We start from the raw sequence: 17,395 nt of genomic DNA, 5'->3' as shown, positions 1-17,395 counted from the left end.
TTAAAACTCCTAATTTTAATTATCTTGAATGAAGTATTTTGTTGAAAAATATACATAAAGCAGGCTTGGAAATACCAAACCTGCCCAATTACCTTGCATCCAAAGGAATCAGAAGTCTCATGTTTCACCGATCTTGTTACAAACGTGGGTCCACCGGTTCAGACTCCAGAGCCAATGTCGCCAGCACGCATTCATGAATTCTTTCCACAGGCTCCATGCGTACAAAACGCTCAATTCCCTCCATACCCAAGGCACTCTCCATCAGAGCGTGGCGCTCTTTTTTGGACGTTTTGCGTTTGCTGAGCCGGGACAAATTTTCCGGTGCGAGGTAATCCATACCATAAATGATGTGCAAATACGCACGACCTCGTACTTTAATCGCAGGTTGGATCATTTTGTTGGCGTTCCAGGCACGGAATGTTTCCGGCTTGATGACAATGCCCTCATGTCCTTCAGCCGTGATCTCATCCCACCAACGAATGACTTCCTCTTCATCTGCCCTACTGGTGATTACACGGTATTCCGTTTCCATCATCATCGTGGACATCCGGGCGAACTCACGATTTTGCTCCATATGCCACTCATGCGTCTGATCCCAAAACGCCCCAGTGCTATGTGCCAAGGTATGAAACGGTGCAATACGAATATCTCCGATATCCTCTACATCCCAGCAATATTTCTGAAATACATCGCGGAATGTTCTAGCATTGGCGAGCTTACGTTCTGTGTCCTGCAACCACTCCTCCACATTTCGGCCGGTCGCTTCAGCATCACGCAGCTTTCCAAGCACCAACTCCCGATCCATCAACGAAGCCTCAGCTACATGTGCATACTGCGAGGAGATTAGCTCCCGCGCTTTCAGATTCCAGGGTACGATCTCTGCATCGAGTAATACGAACTTCGTCTGGTGACGGTCAAAATAGCCCGCTGCGATCAAATCCGTGTGTAATCTTAATAACACATCCTTCTCAGTTGCCCTGTCAAAAAAGGAGCGGCCCGTCCGGGTCACAATGTTCCCCAGCGTTGGTCTTCCTATTCGCTTCTCAGCTACCTGTTCGTCCCGGAACAGGAGCACAATGGCACGGCTTCCCATATGTTTTTTCTCCGCTACCATTCGAGTAACGCCCTGAGACCGGTAGTACTGGAACGCATCCTGTGGATGTTCCAAATATCCTTCTATCGAAGAAGTTGTTGGTGGTGGACTCATCGTGGGCGGGATATAAACCAGTTCCTCCAACGGTACGGTAAAATGGGAAAAGGTATCGATCGCCGTTTTTGCCACCTCAGAATGAATGGATACATCCATCCGGGACCCGGTTTGCACTGTGAATCCTTCCTTGAACTTGCGCAAGTTAGGTGGAGCAAATCTCCGCCGTTCCCATCGTTTGAGCGGACTTTTCGGATCTTCAGCGTAATCCTGCTTCGCTGGAACACTAGTTGCCTCGCGTTCCGGCATCCGCCACGCCGTGAGCATACCTCCAAAGACAACGCCTTGGTCAATATTGACCGTATCATTCACTATCGTTGGATATGGATGCGGATCGTGTCCCCAGACAATGCATTCTCCGGAAGCGTGATCTACGTACCAATCCTTGCGAATCGGTCTGCCGTGTTCATCCGTTCCCTCCACATCGCCGTAGCGGCAATAATCCTGAATGCGTTTGGACTGTTTTCCGATAAAGTGATCCCGAATCCCGGCATGTGCTACGACCACCTGACGTACGCCATTCCGGGAAAAAATCAGATGAGATGGTGCATCAAGCAGAAATGCCCGTAAATTTGTTCGCACTTTCTGTGCCATTTCTTTACCTTGCTCCTGCTCCAACTGAATAAGCTCGGCCTCCACATGTTCATCGCCATGGCTCAATGTAACATCACGACCGTCCAGATAGCGTCCTATTTTCCACCCATGATTGCTGTCGATCATGTAGGCGAGTCCAGATGCACACTGCCGCTGCCAGAACAACAGACACTTCAGCGATTCTGGTCCCCGGCTGGTTACGTCACCAACCGAGACCAGCTTTCTTCCTTCTGGATGATGGTATAGCCCGCTTCCATCCTCATCCACATATCCGAGTCGGAGAATTAATTCCATCATTTCCTCGTAACAGCCATGAATGTCTCCAATAATATCGATACCTGTACCCATGTCGATTATAAGTGGGTTGGATGTACGAACAAACGAGATGTCTTCCGGATGCTTCAGCACATAATTAGCGTCGAAGCCATCTTCACGAATGGCGCGTAGTGTGCGTTTGAACTGCTGCACCTGTTGTTTCACCCGCTGACGTCCGCGCGGATACTTTCGCTGAGCATCACGTTCGAGCAGTTCTTTTTCAGGGATATCCAACACTACAGCAATCACGGGCACATGAGCTTTTCTGGCCAGTTGAATCAACCGCTGACGATCCTCCGGATACAGATGTGTGGCATCAACCCAGGTCAGCTTGTTCAGACGGCAACGGGTCGCGAGCATGGCTTCCATTGTTTCAAACGCCTTGGCCGATACCTGCTGGTACTCGGCATAGATTACATCTGCTTCGCTACGGGGCCTATGTTTCCAATCCACATACTCGTCATCTCCAATTAGCATTCGGAATTGATCAGATGATACCGCTTCGGTTCTTCGGATGACACCTTCTACAACGAGACGATCCAACAACGTGCTTTTCCCACTGTTTGAGGGCCCTACCAGAACGACGATGCCTGCATGCGGCAAGCGAATTTCACGCTGTACTTGATCCAAAGCATTCGCACCATCGACCTGATGCCTGACTGTATCTTCTATTTCTTTAGGCTCTCTGTTGTTCTTCATAGTTGGTCTCCCTTCTCCGTTCAAAAATGACCAGTTGTGTAGGTTGTCCATATCCCTCTGCGCACTCACCAATACCCCTTATTTCAAAGTCATAATTTCCTTTGAGTGCCCATTCTTCACATTGGGCTGCCAATTCCGCCCGAGTCCACTCGAAACGATGATCATGGTGACGAAAACTATCCTGCTCCATCGCATATACTTCGTTGTACTCTTTGTTTGGAGTTGTCACCAGCAACACATCGGGTCGATAATTACTCATAATGGTATCCATAATCCCGTCCAAGCGATACGCTTCGACATGCTCTATGACTTCGCACAGGATCATGACATCCTGATTTTGCATCTGTTCATCAAAATAAAACAGCGAGCCGATCACAGGCTCCGGCATAGCAACGACCCCACTTCGGTCTTCCAGCTTCGCGAAGCGCTCCATGGCCCGAAGCCGTGACTGACCTGATGGCTCAACGGCAAGAATGGATTCCACGCCCGAAATATAGGCCAAGCGGGCAGAAAGTTTACCTTCCCCGGCTCCCATATCGACAATACGTCGCTTGGATGGAAGAGCTTCAACTACTTCCGCTATTGCTCGATAACGCAGTTCATTTAACCTTACTGGTGACTCAAATCGCTCAAGCTCACCTGCAGAGGTATCTTGAATCCCCTCATCACTCTCATTGATTCCCTTATCGGAAATCTGATTCACTCCACCTGCCCGCTCAACCGAGACGGACAGGTTCCCTTCCTGGTGCTCATACTTCCGAATTAATTCGGAAAATCGCAGCGTGCGTCGGACAATAAGCTCTTTCAATGGATGGTTTTCCAGCCATCCTTCGCCATAACGTTTGATCTTATCAATCTCATCTTCACTAATGAAATAATGTTTGTAGTTGTCCAACACTGGAATCAGCAGAAATAACTGACGCAGTGCATTTTGTACTGTAACTTGTCCGCTCAGTCTGATACGGCGGACAGTACTATTCTTTTTCAGATCAAATGTATAAGACAACTCATCCCGCTCAAGGGTAACTGTGTAGCCTAGTGACGAGAATAGTTTCTCCACAACCCGATCAGGGAGGTCCGATGCCACGGGTCCAAATGACAGCTCCATATCGAACGGGTGCTCCACCCATTGCAAATAGTCTTCCTTCGGTTTACCATTCAACGCTGTCCCCAGCGCAGAGCGTATGTAGGAGCAGAACAAACTGCTCGTTACAAATTCACGGTCGTTAATATATTGTGTAATGTCGTAACCGTTCGGAGTACCTCTTACCAGATTAACAGGATCAGGCTCGGCATGAATCAACACTTCGGTTTCGCTCTCTGTATCAGTGATATAAACAATTCGTACACGCGCATCCTTTTCCGTCCGGTCATATACGTTATGTGGATTCTTCGCCAGCAAGCGCGATACAGCTCCTGCCCCTGCTCCTCTTACTTTCAATATCAGATGCATCAGATCTCCTCCTTCTTCTTATACCTTTACCTCCCACACCTCTTGCAGGGCATAACGAAAAATCCGGTCTAATTCTTCATATGGAATCATCTGCTCCTTCTCCATCAGAGCGGCCATTTGTTCAAAATGCGTGATCTGCTCTGCCAAAAAAGCCTGTATCGCGGATAGCTGCGGTTCCAGATCCAGTTCCTCGCCTGCCTTTTTCCGCCGCAGCAATTCATGGATTTCCGTATAGAGCGGCGCGCTCTGAGGCACAAGCTCTTGCACCAGCTCTTCGAATCCCATCGGCGGCATCGCATCATAACGTTCGATCCAGCCGCAGGCGAGCAATGGGCGCAGCACATAGAAATACTTTTTGATCTTCACCTGCTCACCCTGCAAATAATCCCGAAAATTCCCCTTCGCCATATTCAGATAATGATACATACAGGACTTCGGTGAGAAGGTCAAAGGCGATAGGGCACGAATATGCTCTGCCACGCTGTACGGTTCATCATACTGAATTGGGGATTGCAGCCATTCCAGCAGCGGTGGATTTGACTTGCGAAACAGCTTCAAAGCTTTGCGCAAATCCCAACCATTGATATCAAGCTGATCGCTGATCGGACGTTCGATCACATCCCTTTTATCCTCAATGGACAAGTACCATTCCAGCGGTCTCACATATAGAAAACGCACATCGTAATCGCTATCCTGTGAAGGAAACCCCCACGCCCGGCTGCCCGATTCACAGGCATAGATGATCCGTACGTTCTTCTCCTGTTCAATCTGCTTCAGCTGCTGTCTAATCGTATCTCTCATTTCTTCATGAACATGGGTCATGTCCGTTGCCTCCTTTAAGCAAAATCACGTTATAAATTCACGGGTGATCTCCCCGTTACAGGTCATTCTTGCAAATGAATTAAATTTTCATCGCCCGCACCCGATTTGCGAGTGTATCATATCCCCTTACCGTCTCGGCAATATACGTCAATACCGTTTCACTCCAGCCATAGATATAAAAGGTTTTACCATCACGTGGTGGTACCATTGCCTGCTGATAAGGTGCAATATCCACGATAAACGCCTTCAACTCCGGATTCACCATCCGGCGATAACGTTCAAGCTCGGCATATAACGGACTGCCTTCATTCTGCTGTTCATCGGTGATCATAATAATCTGATCCACTTTCTCTCCGATATCCCGAAGCTCTCGTACAGGACGCCCCGTGTCCGTTCCACCTTGTGCCCGAATACGATGAGCCTGGGAAAGAATGCTTTCATTCATCTTCGGATGAGCATCTTCAACCATATGGTCGAATAACCAGAACAGTGAGTTGCCTCGGGTTTGTTTATAAAGCGCCAGTGCCAGCACCGAACCAATTCGCAGATAATCCCCTTGCATGGAGCCGGAGCGATCCAGGAAAATGGCCGTTCTTCCAGGCAACGCTGGCAGATTTCCAATCGATAGCTCCACGGCCTGGCGCAAAGCCTCCCGCAGCTCTTCCCTTGCAGTCATTTCATAGGCACTGGCGAATCGGAAAGGTAAGATGCGCGACTTGCGCAGGGCTTCCGCATCCGTTAGACGACGTGTGACGTAATCCATATTTTTCGATTTTTCAAAAACTCCCGCCCGATCCATTACATTCAGATGACGCAACAACGCAAAGGTCGGCATTTGTAACATCAACGCCTCCCATACCGTACGTGTTGGCTGCATGATCGATGTGACCACCGAATATGGCAGTTTACCTTTTTCGATCAGATGCATCTGACTTGCCGGGTTCGGGGTAGCTTTCAGCTTCTCCAGCGCCTGTAACTGCGGCAGGTCCGTAAGATCTACTTCAAGGCCGCGCAAATAACGGAACAAGGCTTGCTGCTTCATATCTCTCGGCTTGGGATGTGCTGTAGCAATCATATCGCGTAAACTGTACCCACGCCCACGTCCGTTGTATTTGATCGCCCAATATTCACTGACTCCGTTCAAAAAGAGACTCACCTGAAGCTTCACCGCTCGACCGCCCTGGCCTCGACCTGTTCCTCTTAGAATGGTCAAAAAATCTGCCAAGTCAGCCGATGTCTGTACTACTTGGGAGAATACTTTTGCAAAGTGATCCGGGTCCACCTTCGACAACAGTGCCAGCCCGAATAGGGGCTGTAACCGCATCAAGCCTTCATTACGCGCATAGACCAGCGCCCGCGCCATAAACCCCGCATCGACCTCAGCCATCTCTTGGTGACTGACCATGGCATCGGCCATCAGCTGCTGTGTATCTGCATAAAACGTATTGTTCAATGTATTGGTCATCAACATCTGTATATATTGTTCCTCCACCAATCGCTCATAGGCTCCATAGTCCTCATGATTGCGTGTGGTTGGCTGAGGTTGATTGAATAATTGTTCCGCTCTGCTCATCACGCATGACCTCCCGGTGTGAGTCTAATTCATTCATGTCCCAACATAAAATGTTCCGAGGAAAAAGGTAGGAAGGTATAATACCCGCTCTACCGCTGAGCTACACCGCCATGGACGGCGGCGATTGGATTCGAACCAACGACCTGGTCGATTAACAGTCGAAGTAACCCTCCCTGGCGCCTCGGAACCTTGATCCACAGAGCTTGTTGCTGCGCCGCTTCACAACCTTATTATGCCTCATGCATTTGCACGCGAACATGGCGAAAGTATGGCGACCCTCATAAGTTTAAAATGAAACCAGCCACTCATCCTGATACAATGAAGGGATAACAAGGAGTGAATGCTCATGGCTAAAGAGAGCTTTGACAAAGAAATTCAATTTCTGCGCATGTTGTCCCTTACAAGCGGCGCGTACAACCGTAAACAATACGCCGAGCGGCTCGGCATATCCGTACATACTTTTGATAAAACCCAACGTAGGTTAAAAGAAATCATGCAGACCGTCGCAGACCAACGCACCGGTTCAGAACAAAATAAAGAAATGGCAGAACTCGTACGCTTCCAGTATGGGGAATCCGCCGAGCCTATGCTGCTCTTCCTATTTCGTGCCAAGTCGATGAAAGAGACTGAAGTTCAGCGTCTATCCGTCCTTTTGCATACCTTACAGGATCAAGCTTTAACGGCCATGGAATTGTTGGACGCCTGCTGCGCAGATCTGCCGGAGGATCTGGCATTGCCTGACGAAAAGACGATTCGTTCAGATCTGAAGTATCTGGAAGAAGTCGGGGTGATCCGCAAGGAATCTGGCGGCAGACCTTATCGTTACCTTTTGCAGCAGGATGTACTTACGGGGCTAACCGTGGAAGAACAGCTGGAGCTGTATGATTTTGTGGATATTATGGCGAACACCCAGGTTCCTTCCGTACAGGGGTATTTACTACGCGACAGTCTCAAAAAAGCCATTGCGGCAAGCTATCCGCAGGAAGAAGCCACCGAACCATTTATATACAAGTACCACTATTATTCCCGCATTCTGGACGAAGCGCATCTGTACACCCTGCTTAGTGCAATTCGACAACGAAAACATGTGCAGTTCCTGTATTATTCACCCAAAAAACCGTCCAGCTACAGCTCGCAGAATACGAATCCACGCTTTGAACGGGAAGCAGGCGGACGATCCAACCGGATCATCCCCCTTGAAGTGGTCTATGATCATCAGTATGGCCGCTGGTATGTCATTGGATATCAGGGGCGCCGTGGCTTTGTGAAATTTCGGATGGAAGGCATTACGCAGCTGGAGGAGCAGGATTCGATTGAAGAAGAATATATGCTCGAATTGAAGCAGCAGTGGGCCGAGATCAGCCGCTACAGCTGGCTGGTGGATACGGGGAACACCGTGACGGTTCAAGCCCGATTCTTCCATCCACGGGATGGTCAGCGTAACTTCATTCTGGATCGGGTACGTTTGCAAGGTCAATGGGGAACGATTACGCCCGAAACAGAACATACCTTTCTCTATAAAATTCGGGTCAACGGTACCACCGAGATTAAGCCGTGGCTTCGGAGTTTTGGCTCAAGCTGCGAGGTGATCGCTCCACAGAGGCTGCGTCAGGAGATGATTGAGGAATGGAAGGAGATTGCGCAATATTATGAATCTGTTCGAGAAGATGTTCAACTATCAGATGATGACGAGATTGAATGAAACCGGACTGTTCACCTGGACCTCTCAGGAACGAGCCTGGCTGCGCATGATGCTGAATCACCCTGCTGCACCAGAAGCACTGAACCCCGACACGTTGCACAAAATGCATGACATGCTGGATGCGGAGCAGGATCTGGACCTTCAGGATTATCTGACCGAAAAGGCCAAAAGTGAAGAAAAAAGCGTCTTTCATCCGCTGCTCAAACCGTTACGGCAGATGATTCTGCATCATCAGGGGTTTCGTTTGACAGGGCGTGTCCGCAATGGACGCATCAGCCAGGATCAGTTCGGATTTCCCTACAAGCTCGAATATTCCATGGTCAAAAAGGAATGGTACGTGCTCTGGTATGCTCCACGCTTCGGCAAGCTGATGTCAACCAAGCTGCACAGCATTATTGCTGCGGAAGCCCAGCCGATCCAACCGGAACTCGCTTCTCAATACGCTACCAAAATCGCTAATTTGACGGAGAATCGAAAGACAGCCGTGACCATTGAAGTACTGCCTGAATTCAACCAGGAGTTGTCGCGGATTCTGTACGCCTTCTCCTGCTTCGAGAAGCAGGTTGAATATGAAGAAAAACAACAAACCTATCGGATTGAGCTGACAATTCCTCGGAATGAGATGGATTATGTGCTGTCCAAAATGCGTTTTCTGGGCAAACGGGTACGGATCGCAGACAATGCTGCCCTTCGAGCGCGAATGTCTGAGACAGCCGCCAAAGTGCTGGCACGCTATGATGAATCCGAGCCTGAAACACAACCTGAACGGACTTATAGAGGAGTGCGGAGCCAGCACGTGGAGGAGCCTTCCATCAAGGCAGACGGAAGTGACTCTGCCTAACGTGCACGTCAACTGATGGGCCGATAAGTTGCTGATAAATTTCCACAATACAGAAAAGGGCTGCCCCGTAGTCATGGAGATGATGGGGAAGCCCTTTTGATGATTTGCGATACGAACGTTTAACGAACTGAGCAGGCTCTATTCGAGTTCCTAGCACTCTCCCACTCCACTCGTCCGCTTCTACGTTCCGCTACTGGCAGCCGAATTCCTTCTTTTGTTAATTGCATGCACACCCATCACAACGGCAATCAATTCATACGTATCCAGTTGTTCGGATTGGTTGTCTAACACAAACGCACCTGAACCGAACCAGCCACTTGTACGCCTGAAGCTTGCCACAATTTTGCCGCTCATCCCGGTGATATCATATTCCTGTGAAAACGCTGGAGCGGAGACATCATACACACCACGCGGTCCGGCATCGTACTCATACTTTTTACTGAAGAAGCTAATCCTCGCCCGTAAGACACCCCATTCCCTTCCATCGGCTGAGGTCACATCCCAACGGTTACTTAACATGCGAAATTTGCCACTGCAAATGAGTCTCGAGTTATCGAATACATCCAGCGATGAGCCAAAGGCACTTTTCAAATCAAGATGACCTGCCTGTTCCTGTTCAGGGTTCTATTTACGGATAAGAACTGGGAATTGCTTCAAAATAAAAAAATCTGTCAGCTCAACCTGCAGCTGACAGAATCTTTACTTACACTTCCACTTTTTTATTATTCAGGTATACGGCAGCTGCAACCAAAATCACAGCCACGATAATTTCGAATATAACACTCCACCATGTTCCCTGTGACCACAAGATCCGATTGGACGTAATGGAGATCCCTGTACTTTTTTCCGTCACCTGAAATAATTCATTTGGGTTAAAACGACCTGAGAAGATGATATTCTCCAACCAGCTAATGAGATTGGTTAATACGAAGAATGCGATGATACTAATCCAGGGCCCTGTTTTAAAGCGGAAGCTGCCACCAATGGATATGGAGAGAAAGATGATGACGGTTATGAACAAAACTACCCACCAGACAAACAGCAGCAAGGAAATGATCTCCGAAACATGAATGCCCGACATATTAATGGCACTGGCCAAGTTCATATCTGTGTGCGTTGCACTGAAGATGAAGTAATGAATGACAGCTACAACCATCACTCCCAGCCCGCAAAGCGTTCCGAATATTAAAGGAGACAAAACGTGAGACAGTCCTGTTACGGGAACGAGACGGCGATTATAAGAACGGATATTGGACCAGTACGTCTTAATCATCTTCACATAAATAGACACGCCTACACCGACATATGCCATAACACCTATAATACTGCCTGTTATATCTGACATGAACATTGCCAGCCCAATTTGCACGATAATCAATACTGCCAGCCCGGCAAACAGCGTGTTCCAATTCCTTCTAAAGTCGTACTTCAGCAACGTCATCATTCTGCATAGACCTCCTTGAACATTTCATCCACACTTTTTCCGTACTTGAGACGCAGAGTCTCAACTTCTTCCCGCATGACCATCTCACCTTCACGAATGAAGATTACTTCATCAAAAATTCGTTCGATATCCGTTACAAGATGCGTAGAAATGATCAGACTGCTGTCTTCATCGTAGAACTTCACAATGGCGTCCAGAATTTTGCCCCGGGCAACCGGGTCTACCCCGCCAATCGGTTCATCCAGCAAATAGAGACGAGCCTTACGGGAAAGAGCCAGTGTTAGTTGTAGTCGTTCATTCATGCCTTTCGACAAATGCCGTACCCGCACTCCCTCTTCAAGCTTCATGAATTCAAGCATCTCTCTGGCTTTAACTTCATCAAAATCAGCATAGAAATCACGGTAGTACGCAATCGCGTCCCGAACCTTCATCCAGTTCTCGGTCAAAGGCCGATCCGGCATAAACGATACCAGCGACTTCGTCTCCAACCCAACCGGTTTTCCCGTTACCGAAATGTCTCCGCTGCTGGGATGCAGCAGTCCTGCAACCAGCTTCATCAGCGTACTTTTGCCGCTACCGTTGCTGCCCAGCAAACCTACAATTCGGCCTGGTGCGATATCAAATGTGATGTCATGAAGGGCCTTCTTGCTGCCATACGTTTTGTTTATATGGTTCAGCTCAAGAATATTACTCATTCAATGTTCCTCCTCTTCCATCGTGATCCAATGACTTCTTTCCTTCTGCAACAGCATCCGCCACAATATTTACGATGTCCTGCTCTTCAATGCCCAACTCCTGCATTCCTGTCAGAAAACGCTCCAGTAATTCGCCAGCCATCTCTTTTTTGATCGTCATAATTTTCGACTCCTCACTTGTCACATATCGGCCCAGACCTCGCTTGGTTTCAACCACTTCTTCCCGCTCCAACTCCTGGAATGTCCGTTGTACCGTATTGGGATTGATCTGTAATTCGGCCGCCAATTCACGAACCGAAGGAATTTTATCGCCTGCCTTAAGAGTGCCTGTTACGATCTGTCTTTTGATGTACTGCATGATCTGCAGGTAGATGGGCAAGTTGTTGTCAAATTCGATGCTCACAATATTCTCGCTCCTCTCTGTATCTGTGTGTTAGTTACATAGTACACTAGTGATTTGGTATTGTAAAGCCCATTTATTTATTTTGATATCCATGCAAAAAAAGAGCAGATCCCGAGATCTGCTCTTGATTCTTCTGACTATGTTCATGATATGAGGTGTCCAATCTAATCAGAAGCCATCTATACAATATCCAAAGGCACTTTGCCCTTAGGTGCAGGGAATGCCTCATTTAACCGAACCACTTCATCTGGAGTCAAAGTAACATGCATCGCCGCCGCATTTTCTGCAACATGATCTAACTGTACAGCTTTCGGGATCGCAAGTACATCACCCTCCCTGATAACCCAGGATAACGCGATTTGCGATGGACTAACTCCCCGATCACCGGCAATGTCAAGGATGATTGGATGCTCCAGCAGTTCTTTCCGGAGCCTGCCACCCTGAGCCAGCGGGCAATACGCCATCACAGGAACATGACGTTCCCGCAGCCAGGGAAGGAGATCGTATTCAATCCCCCTGGAAGCCGCATGATACAGAACCTGATTCACTGCACAGTGTTTACCCCCCGGAACGTTCCATAGTTCCTGCATGTCCTCTTTGTCCAGATTGGAGACACCCCAGCGCAGAATTTTACCCGATTGTTTCAGCTGTTCCATCGCTTCGACCGTCTCTTCCAACGGTACACCCCCACGCCAGTGCAGCAAGTACAAGTCCAGGCGATCTGTACCCAGACGTGACAGGCTGCGCTCACAAGCGGTGATCATTTGCTTCTGATCCGCATGATGAGGATATACCTTGGACACCAGGAATACATCATCCCGACAATCCGTTATCGCCTCACCAGTGACCTCTTCTGCCCCGCCTTCTGCATACATCTCGGCCGTATCAATCACCGTCATTCCACGTTCAATGCCATAACGCAATGCCTGAACTTCTTCTCTCCGACTGGACTGCCTCTCACCCATGTACCATGTTCCCTGCCCGATGGCTGGCAATGTTGTCCCATCGGGTAGCTGAATCGTACGAGCCTGATTTCCTTGCATCTTCTGTATTCCTCCAATCTAAGAATACTTTCTTCCCTATCTACTCATGATTAAACTTGTCAAAGCCAATACCTTCGTCTTCATTCGATCGCATCCAACGCTCCACCATCATGTTATACAACTGATCCAGCGGTAACGTGAGGCTGTTCTGGGCAATACTTACAGTAGCATCGACCATTAATTTGCGTTTCATCCCATTCTGGCGATCCAGAAAGACATTCTCGTCCCAGAGTCTAACCTCAATCATCTTCTGTCCCATGAATTCATACATAAAAATACTCTCTACATCTTTCCAGGCAATTATCCCTCCCGATGTGTAAGAAGAGGAATCCACAAAGCCATGCTCATCAACAACAAAGGAAGGTTCCTTCTTAATCATCTTTACCAAACTATAGCAGAGACAAAGCCCAAAAAACAAAATGGAGAACATGCCTATAACGGAAGAAATAGCGGATCCCTTGGTTGAAGAATCATCAAACATCAAAAAAAATCCGGCTGCTACAAAAAGTGCCGCCCCCACCGTTAGCCATGCCATGCGTTTCCGGCTCGGGTATTCCACGTGCTGTTGATCATAGGATGTGGACAATGTGATGCTCCTCCTTCATGGTGACTGAGACAAGAATGATCTATATAAACGGGGTTCAGCTCATTGAATGAGCTGATTACCAAAAATACTCAAATGGCCTTGTTTATTAAACAGAATGAACTAACATAAAACATCATTTTCAGACACATTTCGTCCATTTCATGACTATTCAACATTTAGGATTCGTCATGCATCCAATAATTCCTTTTCAGCGCAGGTGATATTGTTAAGAAATAGGAAAACGTTCGTTCAGAATCGTATTGTCCTGCGTCATACTTTCCGTTAGTATAAATGGAAAGGTTAGGAAATTAACATATTCTGATTCATGGTGGGAGGACAAACAATGAACAGTCTGCGCGGCATAACATCGGAAGATCTTTTTCAGATTACATGGGTTAATGATCCAACTCCGTCTCCTCAGGGCGGACAAGTGGTATATGTAAGCCGAAAAACAAATGAAGCACGGGACGGTTATACTTCTCACCTGAGACTCCTCCATCTGGAGAACCGGAAGGACAGACCTTTCACATCTGGAGATAAGGATCATGCTCCTGCATGGTCGCCGGATGGCTCACAGCTTGCTTTTTTACGAGAGCATGAAGGCAAAACACAAGTATGGCTGATCGCCTCAGATGGTGGAGAAGCACAGCAAATCAGCCATTTGAAGCATGGGGTCAGTTCCCTGCTCTGGTCGCCGGATGGACTTACTTTACTGGTTAAATCATCGGTGGACATGAGCGAGAAAAACGAAGATGAAACCGAAGATTCAGATAAAAGACTGCTGCAAGAACTTGTTGTGGATCGTATTCGAATGAAGTCCGACAGTGGCGGACTGTGGAATGGCAGACGAACCCATCTCTTCCGTGTTCCAGCCGAAGGCGGAGAGGCTATCCCTGTAACTACAGGCCATTATGATGTTGGGGACTATGCTTGGTCACCGGATGGAGAGTCCATTGCCTGGATCGCTCAGATGCCTGAAGAGGGCGAGCAGCATAACGATTACACCCTGACGAACCACGTGTATCGTGCCACGGCTGACGGATCTGACATACAGCAGTTGACCCCGGAAGGATACTCTTTCGGCCGGCTGACATACGCTCCTGATGGACAATCCCTTGCGCTACTTGCCAGCGACCGTTCTTATGGAAATGCTACGTTGGTCAAGCTCTACACCCTTCCAATCTCGGGTGGCAAACCCACATGCCTGAGCAAGGATTGGGATGTACAGATGAATCACAGCCTCGTTGGTGATATGCGCTCACACTTAACCAATACGGGTCCGGTATTCAGTCGCGATGGTTCATCCATCCTCTGTCTTGCCACTATTGAAGGCAGTGTCCGAATTGCCCGATTTGCGCGGGACGGCAGTCATGCCGAATACATCTTGCCGAACGAGAAAGAATTCTATCAGTTTGCTGAGCTGGAAAATGGACAGATCGTGGCTGCCGTAGCAGACGTACTTCGTCCTGGTGATCTCTTTCTGTATACTCAACCTGATGAAGTTGGGGCCGTGCCTATTCAATTAACCCATAGCAATCCTCAACTGGAAGAAGAGATTCAGCTTAGCACACCAGAGACCTTCTGGTTTGATTCCTCTGACGGCTTAAGACTGCAAGGCTGGATGTTGAAACCGGCTGGCATGGTGGAAGGAGTCAAAGTCCCAACCATCCTTGAAATTCATGGCGGTCCACATATGATGTATGGTTTTACGTTTATGCATGAGTTTCAGATCCTCGCAGCACAGGGATACGCTGTTGTATATATCAATCCGCGGGGTGGTCTCGGATACGGACAACAATTCGTGAATGCCTGCCGTGGTGACTATGGCGGCGGTGATTATCGTGATTTGATGGAAGCCATGGATTATGCGTTGTCCCGATATCCGTTTATCGACGAGTCCCGTCTTGGCGTCACTGGCGGCAGCTATGGCGGCTTCATGACCAACTGGATCGTTGGACATACCGACCGTTTCAAGGCAGCCGTCACTCAGCGTTCGATCTCGAACTGGCTCTCGTTCTACGGGGTCAGTGATATTGGATTCTTTTTCACGGAGGACCAGATTGGCGGTAATGCGTGGGATGACACCGAAAAGTTATGGAAACACTCCCCGCTTGCCTATGTCGGCAACGTTAACACCCCGCTCCTGATATTGCATGGTGAGCAGGATCTGCGTTGTCCGATTGAACAGGCAGAACAGTTGTATGTTGCTTTGAAGCGACGCAAACAGACGACCCGGTTCGTTCGTTTCCCGGGAGCCAATCACGAGTTGTCCCGCGGAGGCCACCCGCACTTAAGGGTACGTCGGCTGGAGCATATTGCTGGATGGTTCAATGAGCACCTGTAATGCCATCATAAGATCACATGATATGATATAAAAATAAATCAGCTTCTTCTTGCTTCTCTTTTTTGCGTGAGCGAGAAGGAATAATGAATTAACAAAAACCACCAGTAGAAGGGTCAAAATCTTGACCTTTTCTGGTGGTTTTTACTGTGTTCATATTTGGGTATGGGATAGTTACTGCCGTGGGGGTATCCCTTTGCACGCTCGAATCACTGTTTCTAGATGAACAAAAGTCCTGGAAATAGCCCCTTACAAAATGGAATCTATTCTGCTGGTTACAAGTTGCGAAATCAGCCAATTTATTAGATAATAATCTGTCGATTGTAGTCGAAGGAACGGATATCAAGGGGGGATTTAAGTCATGAGCAAGAACAATAATCAACCATTTGACGAGCCGATTAGTCGGCTCTCCACAGGATCAGAGAAATGGGATGCGCTTGAAGAGATTTTTGGCGTCGCAGATGCGCTCCCCATGTGGGTTGCCGATATGGATTTCGCCGCTCCACCCTCGGTCATTCAGGCGCTGAAGAATCGAATGGAGCATGGAATTTTTGGCTATACGGTTCGAACAAATGCATATCACACAGCGCTATCGGGATGGATGGAGCGGCGTCACAACTGGAGCATTAACGAGGATTGGATCGTATTCACCCCGGGGATTGTGCCTGCACTCAGCATTGCTGTACAACGTTTCACTGAACCGGGAGATGCGGTAGTAATCCAGACTCCGGTATATGCCCCCTTCTATGAAGTGGTCCGCGGTCAGGGCAGAGAGCTGATGACCAATCCATTGGTGGAGAACGATGGACATTACGCTATGGATCTGGAGCATTTGGAATCCTGCCTGAAGACGGGTCGGGTCAAAATGCTGATTCTGTGCAGTCCTCACAATCCGGTGGGACGAGTATGGACTCGTGAGGAGCTTCAAAGCCTTGCTGCGCTCTGCGTGCAATATGATATACTCATCGTTTCGGATGAGATTCATGCCGATCTGGTTCACCGACATGGTGCACATACACCGCTTGCTCTTATTTCCGAAGCTGTCGCTGATCTCAGCATCATCTGCACAGCACCAAGCAAAACGTTCAACATTCCAGGTCTCTGCACCTCCAATATCATCATTCCAAATGCCAAGCTGCGGGAAACGTTCATGCAGGGAGTGAAAACGATGGGGCTTGCCAACATCAGTACGCTGGGAGCAGTTGCAGCCGAAGCTGCCTACACCGGAGCTGAAGAATGGCTGGATGACTGTCTTTCCTATATCCGCGGAAATATGGAATACGTGCAGGAGTATGTCGCGGAGCATATGCCGCAAATCGGAATCCAGCTTCCAGAAGCAACTTACCTGCTGTGGATGGATTTTCGGAAGCTGAATATCCCGCATGCGCAACTGTGTACGATGCTGCTCAAAGAAGCGGGACTCGCTTTCAATGATGGGAGCATTTTCGGAGTGGAAGGCACAGGATTCATGCGCATGAATGTGGCCTGTCCACGTTCAACAGTAGAAGAAGCCATGCGCAGATTGTCTGTGCTGGTGAGCAGACTGTCGGCGGAATGAGTTCAATTAGATGCAAAGCTATATTTTCAAAATTTCGGCTAATAGAGCCTGTATAGTTCGTTAAAATTGTAAAGAGGGTGTCCCGTAGTCATTTTCATGATTAATGTCATGATGGACTA

Annotated in this window: 14 protein-coding genes; 4 read left to right on the top strand and 10 right to left on the bottom strand. The window is 48.3% G+C overall.

Features of this window, described 5'->3' with window-relative positions; translation table 11 throughout:
• Positions 1-136: 136 nt before the first annotated feature.
• The 4 genes from P5G61_RS03460 to P5G61_RS03445 all read right to left on the bottom strand — a co-directional run bounded on the left by P5G61_RS03460 (position 137) and on the right by P5G61_RS03445 (position 6,663).
• Complete coding sequence (locus tag P5G61_RS03460) at positions 137-2,815, bottom strand: polynucleotide kinase-phosphatase (RefSeq protein WP_301244523.1); 2,679 nt, start codon at positions 2,813-2,815, stop codon at positions 137-139.
• Positions 2,793-4,268, bottom strand: coding sequence for a methyltransferase domain-containing protein (locus tag P5G61_RS03455; protein ID WP_301244521.1), 1,476 nt, complete (start codon positions 4,266-4,268; stop codon positions 2,793-2,795). Before P5G61_RS03455 ends, P5G61_RS03460 begins: the two co-directional genes overlap by 23 nt.
• A gap of 18 nt (positions 4,269-4,286) precedes the next feature.
• Complete coding sequence (locus P5G61_RS03450; protein WP_301244519.1) at positions 4,287-5,090, bottom strand: nucleotidyltransferase domain-containing protein; 804 nt, start codon at positions 5,088-5,090, stop codon at positions 4,287-4,289.
• 79 nt (positions 5,091-5,169) lie between these two features.
• The gene (locus P5G61_RS03445; protein WP_301244517.1) at positions 5,170-6,663 is read right to left on the bottom strand and encodes a TROVE domain-containing protein; all 1,494 of its coding nucleotides are present in this window, start codon (positions 6,661-6,663) and stop codon (positions 5,170-5,172) included.
• Between the two features lie 346 nt (positions 6,664-7,009).
• On the opposite strand from P5G61_RS03445, the gene P5G61_RS03440 reads away from it, so the two are divergent.
• Entirely contained in the window at positions 7,010-8,365 is a 1,356-nt protein-coding gene (locus P5G61_RS03440) for a helix-turn-helix transcriptional regulator (protein WP_301244515.1), read from the top strand.
• Positions 8,313-9,206, top strand: a complete 894-nt coding sequence (locus P5G61_RS03435) for a WYL domain-containing protein (protein ID WP_301244513.1) — start codon at positions 8,313-8,315, stop codon at positions 9,204-9,206. Before P5G61_RS03440 ends, P5G61_RS03435 begins: the two co-directional genes overlap by 53 nt.
• 180 nt (positions 9,207-9,386) lie before the next feature.
• On the opposite strand, the gene P5G61_RS03430 is transcribed toward P5G61_RS03435, so the two are convergent.
• The 6 genes from P5G61_RS03430 to P5G61_RS03405 all read right to left on the bottom strand — a co-directional run bounded on the left by P5G61_RS03430 (position 9,387) and on the right by P5G61_RS03405 (position 13,377).
• Positions 9,387-9,797: an LURP-one-related/scramblase family protein gene (locus P5G61_RS03430; protein WP_301244511.1), complete on the bottom strand. Its 411-nt coding sequence runs from the start codon at positions 9,795-9,797 to the stop codon at positions 9,387-9,389.
• Positions 9,798-9,909: 112 nt separating this feature from the next.
• Positions 9,910-10,650, bottom strand: a complete 741-nt coding sequence (locus tag P5G61_RS03425) for a hypothetical protein (RefSeq protein WP_301244509.1) — start codon at positions 10,648-10,650, stop codon at positions 9,910-9,912.
• Positions 10,647-11,345, bottom strand: coding sequence for an ABC transporter ATP-binding protein (locus P5G61_RS03420; protein WP_301244508.1), 699 nt, complete (start codon positions 11,343-11,345; stop codon positions 10,647-10,649). The genes P5G61_RS03425 and P5G61_RS03420 overlap by 4 nt, the downstream gene beginning before the upstream one ends.
• Entirely contained in the window at positions 11,338-11,748 is a 411-nt protein-coding gene (locus P5G61_RS03415; RefSeq protein ID WP_301244506.1) for a GntR family transcriptional regulator, read from the bottom strand. The genes P5G61_RS03420 and P5G61_RS03415 overlap by 8 nt, the downstream gene beginning before the upstream one ends.
• A 179-nt stretch (positions 11,749-11,927) precedes the next feature.
• Positions 11,928-12,791: an aldo/keto reductase gene (locus P5G61_RS03410; RefSeq protein WP_301244504.1), complete on the bottom strand. Its 864-nt coding sequence runs from the start codon at positions 12,789-12,791 to the stop codon at positions 11,928-11,930.
• Positions 12,792-12,831: 40 nt separating this feature from the next.
• A complete protein-coding gene (locus P5G61_RS03405; RefSeq protein ID WP_301244502.1) occupies positions 12,832-13,377 on the bottom strand; it encodes an STM3941 family protein in 546 nt (181 codons plus the stop codon).
• 343 nt (positions 13,378-13,720) lie between these two features.
• Between P5G61_RS03405 and P5G61_RS03400 the strand changes: the two genes are divergently transcribed.
• Positions 13,721-15,721, top strand: a complete 2,001-nt coding sequence (locus P5G61_RS03400; RefSeq protein ID WP_301244500.1) for a S9 family peptidase — start codon at positions 13,721-13,723, stop codon at positions 15,719-15,721.
• 358 nt (positions 15,722-16,079) lie between these two features.
• Entirely contained in the window at positions 16,080-17,276 is a 1,197-nt protein-coding gene (locus P5G61_RS03395) for a MalY/PatB family protein (protein WP_301244498.1), read from the top strand.
• The last annotated feature ends 119 nt before the right edge of the window (positions 17,277-17,395 follow it).

This window comes from Paenibacillus vandeheii, assembly GCF_030433635.1.
Taxonomy (GTDB): Bacteria; Bacillota; Bacilli; order Paenibacillales; family Paenibacillaceae; genus Paenibacillus; species Paenibacillus vandeheii.
The sequence above is the reverse complement of the archived record's forward strand: the minus strand, read 5'-3'. Positions and strand labels throughout refer to the sequence as shown.